A 15,937-nucleotide genomic window follows, 5' to 3' on the forward strand; every position below is an offset into this window, starting at 1 on the left:
CTATTTCGCCGCCGGGGTGGGCGCGGGCGCGATCACGACGGACCGAGCATCGAAGGTGATGATCATGCGGGTGGTCTGCTGCGGCGCGACAGCGACCGCACGACGCCAGATGGCCCGGTCCAGGTCGCGGAAACCGGCTACCACGCCCAGATGACTGGCAGTGCTATCGATTTCCCGCTGCAAGGTCAGGGTCTCGCCCGGACGCACCAGCAATTCCTCCTCCTCGACCAGCTCGGCACCGAGGGTGGCGCTGCCCTTGTCGAACAGCGCGAAGAAGTCGGCACGGTCGAAGGTAGCCGTGCCCTTGAGCTGGTAGAGCTTGATCCGCAGCGGCGCGGCGCTGCCCAGCGCGGTCGGGTTGAGCTGATCGCTGGCCATCAGGGTCAGCTCGACCAGGGTCGGCGGCGGTGGGGGCGGATCGGAAGCGCAGGCGCCGAGCAGCAGCACCAGTGTGAACAGCAGAATCCTTGGCATTGTCGGTTCTTCCTCTGTGGCAGCTTGCGTGCGCTCAGGAGCGCTGCAATCGGGCGATCTGTTCCTCGTAGGCGCGACTGAACTCGCGACCGAAAAGGTCCTGGAAGTCTTCTTCGGCTTCGCGCGAAATGCCTGCGTAAAGCTGGGTGAACAGCTCCCAGTACTTGGCCTGGCGCGCGCCTGGCAGCAGCGCGGAGAGGCCGCCGGGCTTGTCCAGGCGACCCTCGAGCGTGCGCGGCTCGAAGCGTGCGAGCAGATGGCGGATGGCGCCCTGGATGCCGGCCATGACCGCGATCTGGTGCGCCTTGAGATCCTCGAAGCTTTCGCTGACCGCCTGATCCGGTGGCATGAATGCCTGATTGCCCTGGCGCAGCAGCAGCAGCAGAGCCTCCTCGACATTCGGTGCGAACTTGAGCGGGTTGTTCTCCACCGGGCGGATCATGGTCTGGCTCATGCGGAACTCGCCCTTGAGGCTGGCGCGGGCGCGCAGTACATCGACCAGGCCCTCGACCATCAGTCGATAGCTGCGGCCGATGGCCTCCATCTGCGCCACCCGATCGGCCGGCTGGATCTGCAGTCGCTCGAGGCCTGCGCCACGCAGAAATGCCTGCAGCAGCTCCGGCTCGGCGAGCCCGGCGGCGGCAACGGCCGGTTGCACTGCGGCGGGGCGGCTGGGCGGAACAACGGGTGCTTGTGCTGGCGGCGACTGCGGCTGCGGCTGAGCTGGCGGCAGCGAGGACGGCTGCTCGGCGGCGGCCGGCGCCAGACCTATCGCGGCGAAGGGGTCGGTCTGCGGAACGCCTGACGGCGTGCCGGTCAGTGGTTTGGCGGGCGGGACCATCTCGGGCGACTGAAGCCCGTCGAGCGCACTGCTGGCCGCCGGGGTGCCGCCCAACGGGGTGCCATCCAGGGCGGTTACTGCCGCCAGATCGAAATCCAGCGGCAGGGGGCTGGACGGCAATTCGAGCGGGTTGCCGGGCTGCACCGGCATCTCGAACGCCTGGGATTGCGGTGCGGCCTGGACTGCCGGTGTCTGGATATCGGCGAACGGGTCCCAGTCGGCCGGAATCCCTCCAGCGGGTGCGCCTGATACCGGCGGCACCGAAGCGGGTGTCACGATCGGCTGCTGCGCCACCGGCGGGGTGAAGGAGTGCATCTCTGCCGGGATGTGATCGGCGCGAGGCGCCTGGCTTGGCGCTGCAGGGGTGCCGAGGAAATCGAACAGGTCCGGCTTGGTATCCAGTGGCGAGCCGCCCTGAAAGTGCGCCTGGGCGCTGCTCATGCCGGCAAAGGGGTCCGCCGAGGGCGCACTGCCGCCGCCCAGCAGTGCATCGAAATCGGTGAAGGCCGCGCCTGAGGCGGGCGCGGAATAGCCGGGAGCCGCGCCGAGGAAAACATCCTGTGCGCTGCCCGAGGAAAACTCCGGAGCCTCGACGCGCACCTGAATCTCGTAGTTGCCCAGCCGGACCAGCTCGCCATCCTGCAGCAGTTCGCTATTGCCACGCCGCAGGCGCACGCCTGAGCGCTCAAGGGTCACGCCGTTGGTGCTGGTATCGGTGAGATAGTAGGAGCCATCGCGAAACTGCACCACGCAGTGCCTGCTGGAAACCAGACGCTCCGGATCGGGCAGCACCCAGTCGCAGTCCAGCCCACGGCCTATCGACAGCTCGCCACGGTCAAGTCGCTTCTCCGAGCACTGGCCGGGTGTGAGCTTGTGGTAACTGGTGATGGTCAGGGAAAGCGGCATTGCAGCTCCTTGCATTGCTTCGCGCAGTCGTGGCGGACATCGACTTCCAGGATGCCGGGCCCCTCTTCTGACGCACGACTGGCACGCGCAGCCCATTATTCTGGCGCAGAACCTGTTGGACGGAGGTGTTTTTTTCCAAGGATTCTAGTTCTCGTCTAGCCAGGCCGTGAACCACCGCACATCCGCCGGTCCGATTATCCCTGGCCGCCTTGACAGACCACTGGCAGGCTCCAAGAATCCTCCGCTCGGCAGGCTGCGGGGCAAACCTCGTGTCCGGCAGCCGTGCAATCCGATGGATGCGGATTCTCCTGAAGTCATTCGCACCGCAACGGGCCTTCCAGGTTCAGATATGGAGATCATCTGTCGTGTTGGATGTGTCAATTCTGCTCACCCCGGTCAGTGCCGACGCACCCAGCGGTGAAGACCTCGAGTACGACGCCTCCTATCTCGAACTGGAGCGGATAGCCCAGGGCCAGCCCGAACGCCAGATGGGTGATTCCGTGCTGGCCGCCGAGCCGCCCGACTGGCGTGCGGTGCGCGAGATGGCCTGCCAGCTGTGCAGTCGCACCAAGGACCTGCGGGTCGCCAACTACCTGGTGCAGAGCAGCATCGCTCTGGATGGCCTGCCGGGCTTCGCCCAGACGCTCGGGCTGATTCGCGACCTGCTCACCCAATACTGGGATGACCTGTATCCGCAGCTGGATGCGGACGACGACAACGACCCCACCTTCCGAATCAATGCCCTGGCCGGGCTCAACGCCGAGACCATCCTGCGCCTGCTGCGCGAGGCCGAGCTGATCCGCTCGCGCGCCTTCGGTCCGGTCAGCGTGCGCGCTGCGCTGAATGCCAGCGGCCTGCTCAGCTTTGCCAGCGAGACCCTCAGCAGCGAACAGCTTTCCGGTGCCTTTCGCGACTGCGAGGAAGAGCGGCTGGACAGTCTGCGGGCAACCCTGAATGAAACCCTGGGCGCTCTCGGCGAGATCGAGACACTGGTGTCTTCGAAGGTCGGCTCGCGTCAGGGCGTGGATCTGCAGGCACTGGCGCAGGTGATCAAGCAGATGCTGCTGGTGATGTCCGAGCACGCCCCCTCCAGCAGCGCCAGCCAGAGTGCCGACATGAGCGAATCCGCCGATCAGCAGCAGGACAGCAGCGGTGCCGCCAGCGGCAGCGCGCCGCGGGTTTCCGGCGAAGTGCGCAGCCGCGACGACGTGCTGCGGGCGCTGGACAAGATCATCGAGTACTACGCCCGCCATGAGCCTTCGAGCCCGCTGCCGGTGCTGCTGGGCCGCGCCCGCGGCCTGGTCGACGCGGACTTTGCCACCATAGTGCGCAACCTGATTCCCGATGGATTTTCCCAGTTCGAAAACCTGCGGGGCCCGGACTCGTATTAGCGCGCACAGCGCATCCGGACCTCGAGACACCCGTTACCGGCCCGCGACCGATGACGCCAGCAAGCCGCCCTGTGGCGGAGGAGGAGCAAAGTGGCAATCACCAGCAGTCAGAAATTCATCGCCCGCAACCGGGCGCCACGCGTGCAGATCGAGTACGACGTGGAGCTCTACGGGGCGGAAAAGAAGGTCCAGCTGCCCTTCGTCATGGGCGTCATGGCCGACCTCGCCGGCAAGCCGGCCGAGCCGCTGCCGGCGGTGGCCGACCGCAAGTTCCTCGAGATCGACGTCGACAACTTCGACTCGCGCCTCAAGGCGATGAAGCCACGTGTGGCCTTCAACGTGCCCAACGCCCTGACCGGCGAAGGCAACCTGAGCCTGGACATCACCTTTGAAAGCATGGACGACTTCAGCCCGGCCGCCGTAGCGCGCAAGGTCGATTCGCTGAACAAGCTGCTTGAGGCCCGCACCCAGCTCGCCAACCTGCTGACCTACATGGACGGCAAGACCGGCGCCGAGGAGATGATCATCAAGGCGATCAACGACCCGGCACTGCTGCAGGCCCTGGCCAGCGCACCCAAGCCCCAGGACTCCGAGCCTCAAGCCTAATTCGAAGGATCCAGATCATGGCCGAGACCATCCAAGAAACCCAAGCCCAGGCCGGCGCCGTCGGCGAACAGAGCGAGTTCGCCTCGCTGCTGCTGCAGGAGTTCAAGCCCAAGACCGAGCGTGCTCGCGAAGCGGTGGAAACCGCCGTGCGCACCCTGGCCGAGCATGCCCTGGCACAGACCGACCTGGTGTCGAATGATGCGATCAAGTCGATCGAATCGATCATCGCCGCCATCGACGCCAAGCTGACCGCGCAGATCAACCTGATCATGCACCACGAGGACTTCCAGAAGCTGGAAAGCGCCTGGCGCGGCCTGCACTACATGGTCAACAACACCGAGACCGACGAGCAGCTGAAGATTCGCGTGCTCAACATCTCCAAGACCGAGCTGCACAAGACCCTGAAGAAGTTCAAGGGCACCAGCTGGGACCAGAGCCCGATCTTCAAGAAGATGTACGAAGAGGAATACGGCCAGTTCGGTGGCGAGCCCTACGGCTGCCTGGTAGGCGACTACTACTTCGACCAGTCGCCACCGGATGTCGAGCTGCTCAGCGAGATGGCCAAGGTCTGTGCCGCGATGCACGCCCCCTTCATCTCTGCCGCCTCGCCGACCGTGATGGGCATGGGTTCCTGGCAGGAGCTGTCCAATCCGCGCGACCTGACCAAGATCTTCACCACGCCGGAATATGCCGGCTGGCGCTCGCTGCGTGACTCCGACGACTCGCGCTACATCGGTCTGACCATGCCGCGCTTCCTCGCTCGTCTGCCCTATGGCGCCAAGACCGACCCGGTCGAAGCGTTCGCCTTCGAAGAAGACACCGACGGTGCCGACAGCGACAAGTACACCTGGGCCAACTCGGCCTACGCCATGGCGGTCAACATCAACCGCTCGTTCAAGCTCTACGGCTGGTGCTCGCGGATTCGCGGCGTGGAATCCGGTGGCGAAGTGCAGGGTCTGCCCGCGCACACCTTCCCGACCGACGACGGCGGCGTGGACATGAAGTGCCCGACCGAGATCGCCATTTCCGATCGCCGCGAGGCGGAGCTGGCGAAGAACGGCTTCATGCCGCTGTTGCACAAGAAGAACACCGACTTCGCCGCCTTCATCGGCGCGCAGTCGCTGCAGAAACCGGCCGAATACGACGATCCGGACGCGACCGCCAACGCCAACCTGGCTGCACGCCTGCCGTACCTGTTCGCCACCTGCCGCTTCGCGCACTACCTGAAGTGCATCGTTCGCGACAAGATCGGCTCGTTCAAGGAACGCGACGAAATGCAGCGCTGGCTGCAGGACTGGATCCTCAACTACGTCGATGGTGACCCGGCGCACTCCACCGAAACGACCAAGGCTCAGCACCCGCTGGCCGCGGCCGAAGTGGTGGTCGAGGAAGTCGAAGGCAACCCCGGTTACTACAGCTCCAAGTTCTATCTGCGGCCGCACTACCAGCTCGAAGGGCTGACCGTGTCGCTGCGTCTGGTATCCAAGCTGCCCTCGGCCAAGGGCGCATAAGCAGTAGGCCTGTTCAACGTCCCGCGGGTGCGAGCTGCAAGCGGTGCGGGGTCGAGGGTGGCGCAATGTCGACAGACATCTCGCCAGCCTCGCCGCCAACCCGATGTAGCAACGCCGCCTAGCGGGCCTGAGGTCAGGTTCAGGGGTAATTCGCACCATGGCAGGTGCAGAAAACAGCAAACAGCGTGGCACGAGCCACACAGGAGGAATCATGGCTGTTGATATGTTCATCAAGATCGGCGACGTCAAGGGCGAAGCCAACGACAAGACCCACGCCGAAGAAATCGACGTACTCGCCTGGAGCTGGGGCATGTCCCAGTCCGGCTCCATGCACGTAGGCGGTGGCGGCGGTGCCGGCAAGGTCAACATCCAGGATCTGTCGCTGACCAAGTACGTCGACAAGTCCTCGCCCAACCTGATGATGGCCTGCTCCAGCGGCAAGCATTATCCGGAAGCCAAGCTGACCATCCGCAAGGCTGGCGGCGATAGCCAGGTCGAGTACCTCATCATCACCCTGAAGGAAGTTCTGGTCTCCTCGATCAGCACCGGCGGCAGCGGTGGCGAAGATCGCCTGACCGAGAACGTCACCCTCAACTTCGCCCAGGTGCTGGTCGACTACCAGCCGCAGAAAGCCGACGGCGGCAAGGATGGCGGGCCGGTCAAGTACGGCTGGAACATCCGTCAGAACGTCAAGGTCTGACACCCGACCATGGGGCGGTTCTGCCGTCCCATGGCTCTCCCCCGGCGTTACCCCGCGAGACCAGAGAAATGGCCCGGCCTGCATTCATCAACCTCTGGAACAGTTACCCGACTGTGAATGATCCCTGCGACGGCCCCTGGAGCAACCAGTGCGCCATCCGCATGAGCCTTGCGCTCAACGACGAAAAGACCCTTCTGGTCGACAGATTCACCTACTCCGAACCCAAATGCGCACATGGCCATGCCCGTGGCGCCGAATCATTGGCCAACTGGCTGTGGCGCCGCCATCTGGGCCGCCCGAACATTTTTACCAGCGGGGCCATCGCCAAGCGCACGCTAGCGGAGAAGAACGGCATCATCTTCTTCAAGGACTGCTATCCCCGAGGCGGCGAGATCCGCGCTACCGGCGACCACATCGACCTGTGGCAGCGCGGCATGACCAAGGGCTACAACGACCCCGGCAACAAGTCTGCCCAGGTCTGGTTCTGGGAGCTGGCATGAGCGCACTGCGGCTGCTGCTTGCCTGCCTGTCGATAGCCAGCCTGTACGCCTGCGCCGATGGCGAGCGGGCTGACGTCAGCAACTTCGCCGGGCAGACACTCAGGTTGTCCGCACAGGATGACGCATGTCTGCTGACTAGTGACGCGGCCGATCAGCCGGCGCTGCTGCTGCAGTTGCCATGGCCCTGTCAGTTCAATCGCGGTCGTGATGGTCAGCTGCGCGTCGAAACGGTCGACGACCAGCCGACGTTGCTGGTCGAGCACAGTGTTGCCGAGCCGGCGCCAAGCCGTGATTGCCGCACTCGGATTCAGGCAGTCAGGCTGCGGGACGGCCAGCTGCAGGCGTCACCGCACACCAATCTGGCCGCGAGCTGCCTGCCGGCACACTGGGACGCGAAGATGTTCCAGGGGCTTTTCTGAACCGTCCGCCGCATTTTTTCGGCGCACCAAGAATCAACCGGCCCTTGAGGGCAACTGCAGGAAATTTCCCATGACCGCTGAAGAACTACTCCGCGCCGGACAGCTCGACCAGGCCCTCGCTGCGCTCCAGGACCGCGTTCGCAGTAAGCCTGCCGACGCGGCGTTGCGCGTTTTCCTGTTCCAGCTGCTGGCAGTCATGGGGCAGTGGGCCCGCGCGGCCAACCAGCTCAAGGTAGCCGGCGAGCTGGATGCATCGACCCTGCCGATGGTGCAGACCTACAGCACGGCGCTGGAATGCGAGGCGCTGCGCGCGCAGGTCTTCGCCGGTCGTCACACACCGGTAGTGCTGGGCGAGCCGGGCGACTGGCTGGCGCTGCTGATCCAGGCGCTGAAGCTGGATGCCGAAGGCCATGCCGACGCCGCCAGCCAGTTGCGTGCCCAGGCCTTCGAGGCCGCACCGGCCACTTCCGGCCAGGCCAACCAGCGACCGTTCAGCTGGTTTGCCGATGCCGATCCGCGCCTGGGTCCGGTGCTTGAAGTCATGGTCAACGGCCGCTACGCCTGGCTGCCGATGCACAACATTCGTGAGCTGCGCACCGAGGCGCCCTGTGATCTGCGCGATCTGGTCTGGCTACCGGCCGACCTGACCCTGAACAACGGTGGCAGCATGGTCGCGCTGATTCCCAGTCGCTACCCGGGCACCGAAGCGGCCAGCGACGATGCGTTGCGCCTGGCGCGGATGACCGACTGGAGCGAGCAGGGCCTGCCGCTGGGCCAGCGTCTGTTCGCCGATGACAATGGCGATACCGCCCTGTTCGAGCTGCGCGAACTCGGCTTTGCCGGCGAGACCGACGCGCAATGAGTGAACTGACGTCCCGCGAGCGCCTGCAGCCGTCGCTGCTCGACCGACTGACGGACGAGGAGCCTGGCAAGAATGTGGAAAGCGCGGACAAGCGTGTTCTCTCGCTGACCCAACTGAAGGCCTCGGTGCTGCGTGACCTGGCCTGGCTGTTCAATACCACGGCACTGTTCGACGCCGACACCACCACGCACACCCAGGCGGGCAGTTCGGTAGTCAACTTCGGCTTGCCGGCGCTGGCAGGGCAGACGGCCTCCAGCGTCGACGTGCATGCCGTCGAGCGCCTGCTCTGCGACGCCATCTGCGCCTATGAACCGCGCATCCTGCGGCAAAGCCTGCGGGTACGCGCGCAGCTCGAGTACGACCAGATGAACCACAACGCCCTGAGCTTCGAAATCGAGGGCGACCTCTGGGCCCAGCCCATGCCTCTGCGCCTGCTGCTGCGCACGGAGCTGGATCTGGAAACCGGGCATGTGCAAGTGGTGCCTTCCGATCAACGGAGACGCACATGAACCCGCGTTTGCTCGATTACTACAACCAGGAACTGGCGCACATCCGCGAGAGCGCGGCAGAGTTCGCCCGCGAATTCCCCAAGATCGCCAGCCGCCTGACCCTGTCGGACATCGACTGTGCCGACCCTTACGTCGAGCGCCTGCTGGAAGGCTTCGCCTATCTGACCGCGCGGGTGCAGCTGAAGCTGGACGCCGAGTACCCGACCTTCACCCACAACCTGCTGGAAATCGCCTACCCGCACTATCTGGCGCCGACGCCCTCGCTCACCGTGGTACAGCTCTGCCCCGACCCCAACGAGGGCTCGCTGGCCAGCGGCTTCACCGTCGCGCGCGGCGCACCGCTGCGTGGCCTGCTGGGCAAGGACGACCAGACCGCCTGCGAATATCGCACCGCACATGACGTGACGCTCTGGCCGCTGCAGATTGCCAAGGCCGAGTACTTTGGCAATCCGGCGTCGGTTCTCGGCCGGCTGGGTGCCAGCGAACCGGGCGCCCGCGCCGGCCTGCGCCTGACCCTGCGCAGCGGCGCCGACATTCCCTTCGACAAGCTCGACATCAAGTCGCTGCCGCTCTACCTGCACGGCGCCGACGAGCAGCCCTTCCGCCTCTATGAGCAGTTGCTCGGCAATGCCTGTGCGATCTTCGCCCGCGCCCCGGACAACAGCTGGGTCGAACGGCTACCGGCCGATGCCCTGCGCGCCAAGGGTTTCGATGATCGCGAGGCGGCGCTGCCGGTGGTACCGCGTGCGTTCCAGGGCTACCGGTTGCTGCAGGAATATTTTGCGCTGCCGAATCGCTTCCTGTTCGTCGAGTTCAGCGGGCTGGAACAGGCCACCCGGCGCTGCAACGCTCAGGAGCTGGAGCTGATCGTGCTCTTCGATCGTATCGACAGCAGCCTTGAAGGCAGCATCGGTGCCGAACAGTTCGTGCCCTTCTGTACGCCGGCGATCAACCTCTTCCCGCGCCGCGCCGACCGCATCCATCTGAGCGATCGGGTCAACGAGCATCATCTGATCGTCGACCGTACCCGGCCGCTGGATTTCGAGGTGCACTCGCTGGTCGATGTGAGCGGTCATGGCAGTGGTCCGGAACAGCCGTTCCTGCCGTTCTATGCGGTGCGCGACCCGTCGCGCTACGGCCGCGAGCAGGCCTATTACACGGTGCGTCGCGAACCGCGCGTGCTGTCCAGTGGCGAGCGCCGCAAGGGGCCGCGTTCGAGCTACACAGGCAGTGAAACCTATCTATCGCTGGTCGATGCGCGCCAGGCACCCTATCGCCACGATCTGCGCCAGCTGGGCGTCAGCGCGCTGTGCACCAACCGCGACCTGCCGCTGTTCATGCCGATCGGCACCAGCAAGAGTGACTTCACGCTGGAGGACAGCGCACCAGTGCTGAGCATCCGCTGTCTCGCCGGTCCCAGCCGGCCGCGCCCCAGTCGCGCGCATGACGCCGGCGCCTGGCGGCTGATCAGCCAGCTGTCGCTCAACTACCTGTCGCTCAGCGAACAGGGGCAGGGCGCGGCGGCCCTGCGTGAGCTGCTGCGACTCTACGGCGAGATGGGCGATCCTGCCCTGCAGCTGCAGATCGAAGGCCTGCGCGATGTGCGCAGCAAGCCCTGCACCCGCCGCCTGCCGATGCCCGGTCCGATCGTCTTCGGTCGCGGCCTGGAGATCAGCCTGGAGTTCGACGAGAACGCCTTCCGCGGCACCGGCGTGTTCCTCCTCGGTGCGGTACTGGAGCGCTTCCTGACTCGCTACGTGTCGATCAACAGCTTTACCGAAACCCTGCTGCGCAGCACCGAGCGCGGCGAACTGATGCGCTGGAAGGCGAAGCCCGGATGCCGGCCGAACCTGTGAAGATGCTCGAGGAAATGGCCGCCGCGCCCTGGGAGTTCGACTACTTCCAGGCCCTGCGCCGGATTCAGGCCGAACACCCGGAGCTACCGCGCCTGGGACACTCGCAACGTCTGGCGGAAGACCCCTTGCGACTGGGCCAGACGCCGGACTGCAGCTTTGCGCCCTCCACCCTGTCGAATGTCATTGCCGGTCGCGACGGCATTCCACCGCGACTGGAGCAGTTCTTCTTCGGGCTTACCGGGCCCAACGGGCCGCTGCCGCTGCATCTCACCGAGTACGCCCGCGAACGCCAGCGCAACCATGGCGACGCGACCTTCAAGCGCTTCATGGACGTGTTCCACCACCGGCTGCTGACGCTGTTCTTCCGCGCCTGGGCCGAAGCGCGCCCGGCGGTCAGCCACGACCGCCCCGATGACGACTACTTCGCCGCGCGTCTGGCCGCGCTCTCCGGTCGTGGCACGCCGCATCTGCTCGGCCAGGGTCCGCTGCCGGACAACGCGCGTTACCACTACACCGGCCACCTCTCTGCGCAGACCCGCTACCCGGATGGACTCAAGGCGATCCTTGCCGAGTTCTTCGAGTTGCCGGTGTGCATCGAGGAATACATCGGCCAGTGGCTCGAGCTGCCCGAGTACAGCCGCCTCGGTGTGCAGGCCAGCCAGCTGGGCACCGACCTCTGCCTGGGCACCCATGTATGGGACCGCCAGCACAAGTTCCGCATCGTCATGGGGCCGCTGAACCTGGTCCAGTACCAGCGCCTGCTACCCGGTGGCGATCGCTTCCGCGAGCTGGCCGCCTGGGTCGCCGAATACCTGGGCGAGGAGCTCGACTGGGAGCTCAACCTGGTGCTCAAGCGTGACGAGGTGCCAGCGCTGGAACTGCGTGGGGGTGACCGTCTGGGCTTCGATACCTGGCTCGGCCGCCCGGCAAACGACGCCGCCGACCTGCACCTGGCCGCCAGTCACCTGAACCACCAGGAGGCCGGCTGATGGCCAGGCAGTCATTTTTCGGCAGCCTGCACGTCCGCTGCGTAGCGGCGAGCGGCTCCTTCGCCGCCTCTTTTCGCGCAATCGCGATGCCGCCCTGCGGAGCTGCGCACGCTGCGCAATACAGCAATCCCGGACAATGCCACCCCTAATCATTCACCCGCGCGGCAGCCCACAGGAAGTATGCCGGCAGACCAAGGAGAGCAAGCATGAGTGAAATCAGCCGCGCCGCACTGTTCGGCAAACTGAACAGCCTGGCCTACAAGGCCATCGAATCCGCCACCGTGTTCTGCAAGCTGCGCGGCAACCCTTATGTCGAGCTGGTGCACTGGATTCACCAGATCCTGCAGCTGCAGGATTCCGACCTGCACCAGATCGTGCGCCAGTTCAGCCTTGACCCGGCGCGCCTGGCCAAGGACGTGACCGAGGCGCTGGATCGCCTGCCGCGCGGCTCGACTTCGATCACCGACCTGTCCTCCCACGTCGAGGAAGCCGTCGAGCGCGGCTGGGTCTACGGCAGCCTGATGTTCGGCGAAACCCAGGTGCGCACCGGCTACCTGGTGGTCGGTGTATTGAAGACGCCGAGCCTGCGCCACGCGCTGTCGGCGATCTCCCGTGAGTTCGACAAGGTCAAGGTCGAGGCGCTGGTCGAGCGCTTCGCCGAGTACGTCGGCAACTCGCCAGAAAATGGCCAGTCGGCCTCCGATGGTTTCAGCGCCGGTGCTGTGCCAGGCGAGGCCAGCGGCGCCATGGCGCCGGGCGCGATGGGCAAGCAGGAGGCGCTCAAGCGCTTCACCGTGGATCTGACCGAGCAGGCGCGCAGCGGCAAGATCGACCCGATCGTCGGCCGTGACGAGGAGATTCGCCAGCTGGTCGACATCCTCATGCGTCGCCGCCAGAACAACCCGATCCTCACCGGCGAGGCCGGTGTCGGCAAGACCGCGGTGGTCGAAGGCTTTGCCCTGCGCATCGTCGCCGGGGACGTCCCGCCGTCGCTCAAGGATGTCGAGTTGCGTGCTCTGGACGTCGGCCTGCTGCAGGCCGGCGCGAGCATGAAGGGTGAGTTCGAACAGCGCCTGCGCCAGGTGATCGACGAGGTCCAGGCCTCGGCCAAGCCGATCATCATGTTCATCGACGAGGCGCATACCCTGGTCGGCGCCGGTGGCGCAGCCGGTACCGGCGATGCCGCCAACCTGCTCAAGCCTGCGCTGGCGCGTGGCACCCTGCGTACCGTCGCAGCCACCACCTGGGCCGAGTACAAGAAGCACATCGAGAAGGACCCGGCGCTGACCCGTCGCTTCCAGGTGGTACAGGTCGAGGAGCCGTCCGAGCACAAGGCGATCCTGATGATGCGTGGCGTCGCCGCGACCATGGAGAAGCACCACAAGGTGCAGATTCTCGACGAAGCGCTGGAAGCCTCGGTCAAGCTGTCGCACCGCTACATCCCGGCGCGCCAGCTGCCGGACAAGTCGGTGAGCCTGCTCGATACCGCCTGCGCCCGCGTGGCGATCAGCCTGCATGCGGTGCCGGCCGAGGTCGACGACAGCCGTCGGCGCATCGAGGCGCTGGAGGTCGAGTTGTCGATCATCGGCCGTGAAGAACAGATCGGCGTCGCCATCGGCGGCCGGCGCAACGACGCTGAAACTGCCCTGGGCGAGGAACGCGAGCGTCTGGCTGCCCTGGAAGCCCGCTGGGCCGAGGAGAAGGCGCTGGTCGACGAGCTGCTCGATGCCCGCGCCCGGCTGCGCAGCAATGCCGAGGCGGTAGACGCCAGCGCTCGTGAGCCTGGCCCGGAGCAGTCGAGCCTGAGCGATGCCGAGCGCGCCGCGCTGCACGAGCGCCTGGCTCAGCTGCAACAGCAACTGGCCGAGCTGCAAGGCGAAACGCCGCTGATCCTGCCGATCGTCGACTACCAGGCGGTGGCCTCGGTGGTGGCGGACTGGACCGGTATCCCGGTCGGACGCATGGCGCGCAACGAGCTGGAAACCGTGCTCAACCTCGGTACCCATCTGAAGAAACGCATCATTGGCCAGGATCATGCGCTGGAGATGATCGCCAAACGCATCCAGACCTCGCGTGCCGGGCTGGACAACCCGAGCAAGCCGATCGGCGTATTCATGCTCGCCGGCACCTCCGGGGTCGGCAAGACCGAGACCGCGCTGGCGCTGGCCGAAGCCATGTATGGCGGTGAGCAGAACGTCATCACCATCAACATGAGCGAGTTCCAGGAAGCCCACACCGTTTCCACCCTCAAGGGCGCGCCGCCCGGCTACATCGGCTACGGCGAGGGCGGCGTGCTGACCGAGGCGGTCCGCCGCAAACCTTATAGCGTGGTGCTGCTCGATGAGGTCGAGAAGGCTCACCCGGATGTCCACGAGATCTTTTTCCAGGTCTTCGACAAGGGCGTGATGGAGGACGGTGAAGGCCGCCAGATCGACTTCAAGAACACCCTGATCCTGCTCACCACCAACGCCGGCACCGACATGATCGCCGGCCTGTGCAGCGACCCTGAGCTGATGCCAGAGCCGGATGCCATCGCCAAGTCGCTGCGCGAGCCGCTGCTGAAGATCTTCCCGCCGGCGCTGCTTGGCCGTCTGGTGACCATCCCCTACTACCCGCTCTCCGACGAGATGCTCAAGTCGATCACCCGGCTGCAGCTGGAGCGGATCAAGAAGCGCGTCGAAGCTACCCACAAGGTGCCCTTCGACTACGCCGACGCCGTGGTCGACCTGGTGGTATCGCGCTGCACCGAGACCGAGAGCGGTGGTCGCCAGATCGACGCCATTCTTACCAACAGCATGCTGCCGGAACTGTCCCGGCAGTTCCTCAACCACCTGCTCGAGGGCAAGCAGATCAGCGGTGTGTCGGTCGCAGTCGAGGACGGGGATTTCAGCTACGAATTGGCCTGAGCCATACGCACGCGCATGCATGGCCGCTGCAGCGGCCGTGCCGGCCTTACGACTGAGCCGGCGGAGGTCGGGGCAAGCGCCAGGTGACCGGGGGAAAGCGTATGGAAACTGCCAAGCGGCGTGCCCCTGGTGCCAGGCCAGTCGTACACGAGGGTGTGCGCTATGAGCAACGGAGTGCTCCCAGGGCGGATGGCTTCAAGCAGTTCGGCGCAGTGATAGCGGCGATCGACGAGGCTATTGGCGAGCAGTTGTGGGCCGTGCAGCTGTACGAGACCCTGTTCGATCCCGCCGAAGAGCAGGACGCACAAGAGGTCTACGTCAGCGAACTGTGCCTGGACGCCAAGCAGGGCGTGCTCAAGGCAACGGACGAACGTAAGCGCGTCTGGCTGATTCGGCTGAGTGACGGGAGTGTCAGCCTGCAGTGAGCCGCGCGCCTCTTCATTCGACTCCGGTGGAGTCCCCCGACATGGCCGGTATTGCCGACTTGGTGTGCCTGGGTGGTTCGCGGAGACCACCGGTCGCAGATTTTTCGTTCAACAGACATCGGCTACGGAACCGCGTGAGCCGATGAAGCAAGGATCGTAATGGCACTGACACAACAGACGCGCCTGGCGAAGGTCTTCAGCCCGCTTGGCGACAACACCCTGCTGCTCGAGCGTATGGACGGTGTCGAGGAGCTCGGGCGGCCTTTCGAGTTCGAACTGAGCCTGGTTTCCGAGCAGATCGCCCTGCCACTGGATGCGCTGCTGGGCAAGCCGATGGGCCTGTCGCTGCAACTGCACGACGGCGGCGAGCGCTACTTCCACGGCATAGTCGCGCGCGCCAGCCAGACCGCGGGCTCCGGCCAGTTCGCCGGCTACCGCGTCACTCTGCGGCCCTGGCTGTGGCTGATGTCGCGCACCTCCGACTGCCGCATCTTCCAGAACATGACGGTGCCGGACATCATCAAGAAGGTCTTCCGCGACCTCGGTTTCTCCGATTTCGAGGACAGTCTCTCTCGCGGTTATCGCGAGTGGGACTACTGCGTGCAGTACCGCGAGACCAGCCTGGACTTCGTCACCCGGCTGATGGAACAGGAGGGCATCTACTTCTGGTTTCGCCATGAAAAGAGCCGCCACGTGCTGGTGCTTTCCGACGCCTACGGCGCGCATTCGACGGTGCCCGGCTACGCCTCGGTGCCCTACTACCCGCCGACCGAGGAACAGCGCGAGCGTGACCACTTCTTCGACTGGTACATGGCGCGCGAGGTGCAGCCCGGTTCGCTGACGCTCAACGACTACGACTTCGAGCGCCCCAGCGCTCGTCTCGAGGTGCGCTCCACGGTGCCGCGCGGTCACACCGCCGCCGACTACCCGCTCTACGACTACCCCGGTGAATACGTACAGACCGGCGATGGCGAGCACTATGCGCGCACCCGCATCGAGGCCATCCAGACCCAGTTCGAGCGCGTCCAGCTGCGCGGCAAGG

15 protein-coding genes are annotated in these 15,937 nt (G+C 65.4%); 13 read left to right on the top strand and 2 right to left on the bottom strand.

Annotation, left to right across the window (positions count from 1 at the left end; translation table 11 throughout):
* Both tssJ and tagH read right to left on the bottom strand, forming a co-directional pair.
* Window positions 1-474: a type VI secretion system lipoprotein TssJ gene (gene tssJ / locus DBO85_RS08595; protein WP_108106857.1), complete on the bottom strand. Its 474-nt coding sequence runs from the start codon at window positions 472-474 to the stop codon at window positions 1-3.
* A 34-nt stretch (window positions 475-508) separates the two neighbouring features.
* Window positions 509-2,221 (bottom strand): type VI secretion system-associated FHA domain protein TagH, encoded by a 1,713-nt coding sequence (tagH, locus tag DBO85_RS08600; protein ID WP_108106858.1) that lies wholly within the window; start codon window positions 2,219-2,221, stop codon window positions 509-511.
* Window positions 2,222-2,586: 365 nt separating this feature from the next.
* On the opposite strand from tagH, the gene tssA reads away from it, so the two are divergent.
* From tssA to DBO85_RS08665, 13 genes are all read left to right on the top strand, one after another.
* Window positions 2,587-3,612 carry a type VI secretion system protein TssA gene (tssA, locus tag DBO85_RS08605; protein WP_108106859.1) on the top strand — a complete coding sequence of 342 codons (1,026 nt, stop codon included), beginning with the start codon at window positions 2,587-2,589 and terminating at the stop codon, window positions 3,610-3,612.
* 90 nt (window positions 3,613-3,702) lie between these two features.
* Complete coding sequence (gene tssB, locus DBO85_RS08610) at window positions 3,703-4,218, top strand: type VI secretion system contractile sheath small subunit (RefSeq protein WP_108106860.1); 516 nt, start codon at window positions 3,703-3,705, stop codon at window positions 4,216-4,218.
* A 17-nt stretch (window positions 4,219-4,235) separates the two neighbouring features.
* Entirely contained in the window at window positions 4,236-5,729 is a 1,494-nt protein-coding gene (gene tssC, locus DBO85_RS08615; protein WP_108106861.1) for a type VI secretion system contractile sheath large subunit, read from the top strand.
* Between the two features lie 211 nt (window positions 5,730-5,940).
* Window positions 5,941-6,429 (top strand): Hcp family type VI secretion system effector, encoded by a 489-nt coding sequence (locus DBO85_RS08620; protein WP_108106862.1) that lies wholly within the window; start codon window positions 5,941-5,943, stop codon window positions 6,427-6,429.
* Between the two features lie 68 nt (window positions 6,430-6,497).
* Complete coding sequence (locus DBO85_RS08625) at window positions 6,498-6,929, top strand: T6SS effector amidase Tae4 family protein (RefSeq protein WP_108106863.1); 432 nt, start codon at window positions 6,498-6,500, stop codon at window positions 6,927-6,929.
* Entirely contained in the window at window positions 6,926-7,348 is a 423-nt protein-coding gene (locus DBO85_RS08630) for a hypothetical protein (protein ID WP_108106864.1), read from the top strand. The genes DBO85_RS08625 and DBO85_RS08630 overlap by 4 nt, the downstream gene beginning before the upstream one ends.
* Window positions 7,349-7,418: 70 nt before the next feature.
* Entirely contained in the window at window positions 7,419-8,210 is a 792-nt protein-coding gene (locus DBO85_RS08635; RefSeq protein ID WP_108106865.1) for a type VI secretion system accessory protein TagJ, read from the top strand.
* Window positions 8,207-8,719: a type VI secretion system baseplate subunit TssE gene (gene tssE, locus DBO85_RS08640; RefSeq protein WP_108106866.1), complete on the top strand. Its 513-nt coding sequence runs from the start codon at window positions 8,207-8,209 to the stop codon at window positions 8,717-8,719. Before DBO85_RS08635 ends, tssE begins: the two co-directional genes overlap by 4 nt.
* Window positions 8,716-10,575 (top strand): type VI secretion system baseplate subunit TssF, encoded by a 1,860-nt coding sequence (gene tssF / locus DBO85_RS08645; RefSeq protein ID WP_108106867.1) that lies wholly within the window; start codon window positions 8,716-8,718, stop codon window positions 10,573-10,575. The genes tssE and tssF overlap by 4 nt, the downstream gene beginning before the upstream one ends.
* Window positions 10,539-11,564, top strand: a complete 1,026-nt coding sequence (gene tssG / locus DBO85_RS08650; protein ID WP_108106868.1) for a type VI secretion system baseplate subunit TssG — start codon at window positions 10,539-10,541, stop codon at window positions 11,562-11,564. Before tssF ends, tssG begins: the two co-directional genes overlap by 37 nt.
* A 206-nt stretch (window positions 11,565-11,770) precedes the next feature.
* Window positions 11,771-14,470: a type VI secretion system ATPase TssH gene (gene tssH, locus DBO85_RS08655; protein ID WP_108106869.1), complete on the top strand. Its 2,700-nt coding sequence runs from the start codon at window positions 11,771-11,773 to the stop codon at window positions 14,468-14,470.
* Window positions 14,471-14,571: 101 nt separating this feature from the next.
* On the top strand, window positions 14,572-14,895 hold the full coding sequence (locus DBO85_RS08660) for a hypothetical protein (RefSeq protein ID WP_108106870.1): 324 nt from the start codon (window positions 14,572-14,574) through the stop codon (window positions 14,893-14,895).
* A gap of 159 nt (window positions 14,896-15,054) precedes the next feature.
* The coding region (locus tag DBO85_RS08665) for a type VI secretion system Vgr family protein (RefSeq protein WP_146168193.1) at window positions 15,055-15,937 on the top strand (883 nt) is incomplete at its 3' end.

It is taken from the genome of Pseudomonas mangrovi (genome assembly GCF_003052585.1).
Taxonomy (GTDB): domain Bacteria; phylum Pseudomonadota; class Gammaproteobacteria; order Pseudomonadales; family Pseudomonadaceae; genus Aquipseudomonas; species Aquipseudomonas mangrovi.

What these genes read in the sequence shown, in the direction of transcription:
- tssJ (WP_108106857.1), bottom strand. Translation starts at nt 474, where the DNA reads ATGCCAAGGATTCTGCTGTTCACACTGGTGCTGCTGCTCGGCGCCTGC.
- tagH (WP_108106858.1), bottom strand. Translation starts at nt 2,221, where the DNA reads ATGCCGCTTTCCCTGACCATCACCAGTTACCACAAGCTCACACCCGGC.
- tssC (WP_108106861.1), top strand. Translation starts at nt 4,236, where the DNA reads ATGGCCGAGACCATCCAAGAAACCCAAGCCCAGGCCGGCGCCGTCGGC.
- DBO85_RS08620 (WP_108106862.1), top strand. Translation starts at nt 5,941, where the DNA reads ATGGCTGTTGATATGTTCATCAAGATCGGCGACGTCAAGGGCGAAGCC.
- DBO85_RS08625 (WP_108106863.1), top strand. Translation starts at nt 6,498, where the DNA reads ATGGCCCGGCCTGCATTCATCAACCTCTGGAACAGTTACCCGACTGTG.
- DBO85_RS08630 (WP_108106864.1), top strand. Translation starts at nt 6,926, where the DNA reads ATGAGCGCACTGCGGCTGCTGCTTGCCTGCCTGTCGATAGCCAGCCTG.
- DBO85_RS08635 (WP_108106865.1), top strand. Translation starts at nt 7,419, where the DNA reads ATGACCGCTGAAGAACTACTCCGCGCCGGACAGCTCGACCAGGCCCTC.
- tssE (WP_108106866.1), top strand. Translation starts at nt 8,207, where the DNA reads ATGAGTGAACTGACGTCCCGCGAGCGCCTGCAGCCGTCGCTGCTCGAC.
- tssF (WP_108106867.1), top strand. Translation starts at nt 8,716, where the DNA reads ATGAACCCGCGTTTGCTCGATTACTACAACCAGGAACTGGCGCACATC.
- tssH (WP_108106869.1), top strand. Translation starts at nt 11,771, where the DNA reads ATGAGTGAAATCAGCCGCGCCGCACTGTTCGGCAAACTGAACAGCCTG.
- DBO85_RS08660 (WP_108106870.1), top strand. Translation starts at nt 14,572, where the DNA reads ATGGAAACTGCCAAGCGGCGTGCCCCTGGTGCCAGGCCAGTCGTACAC.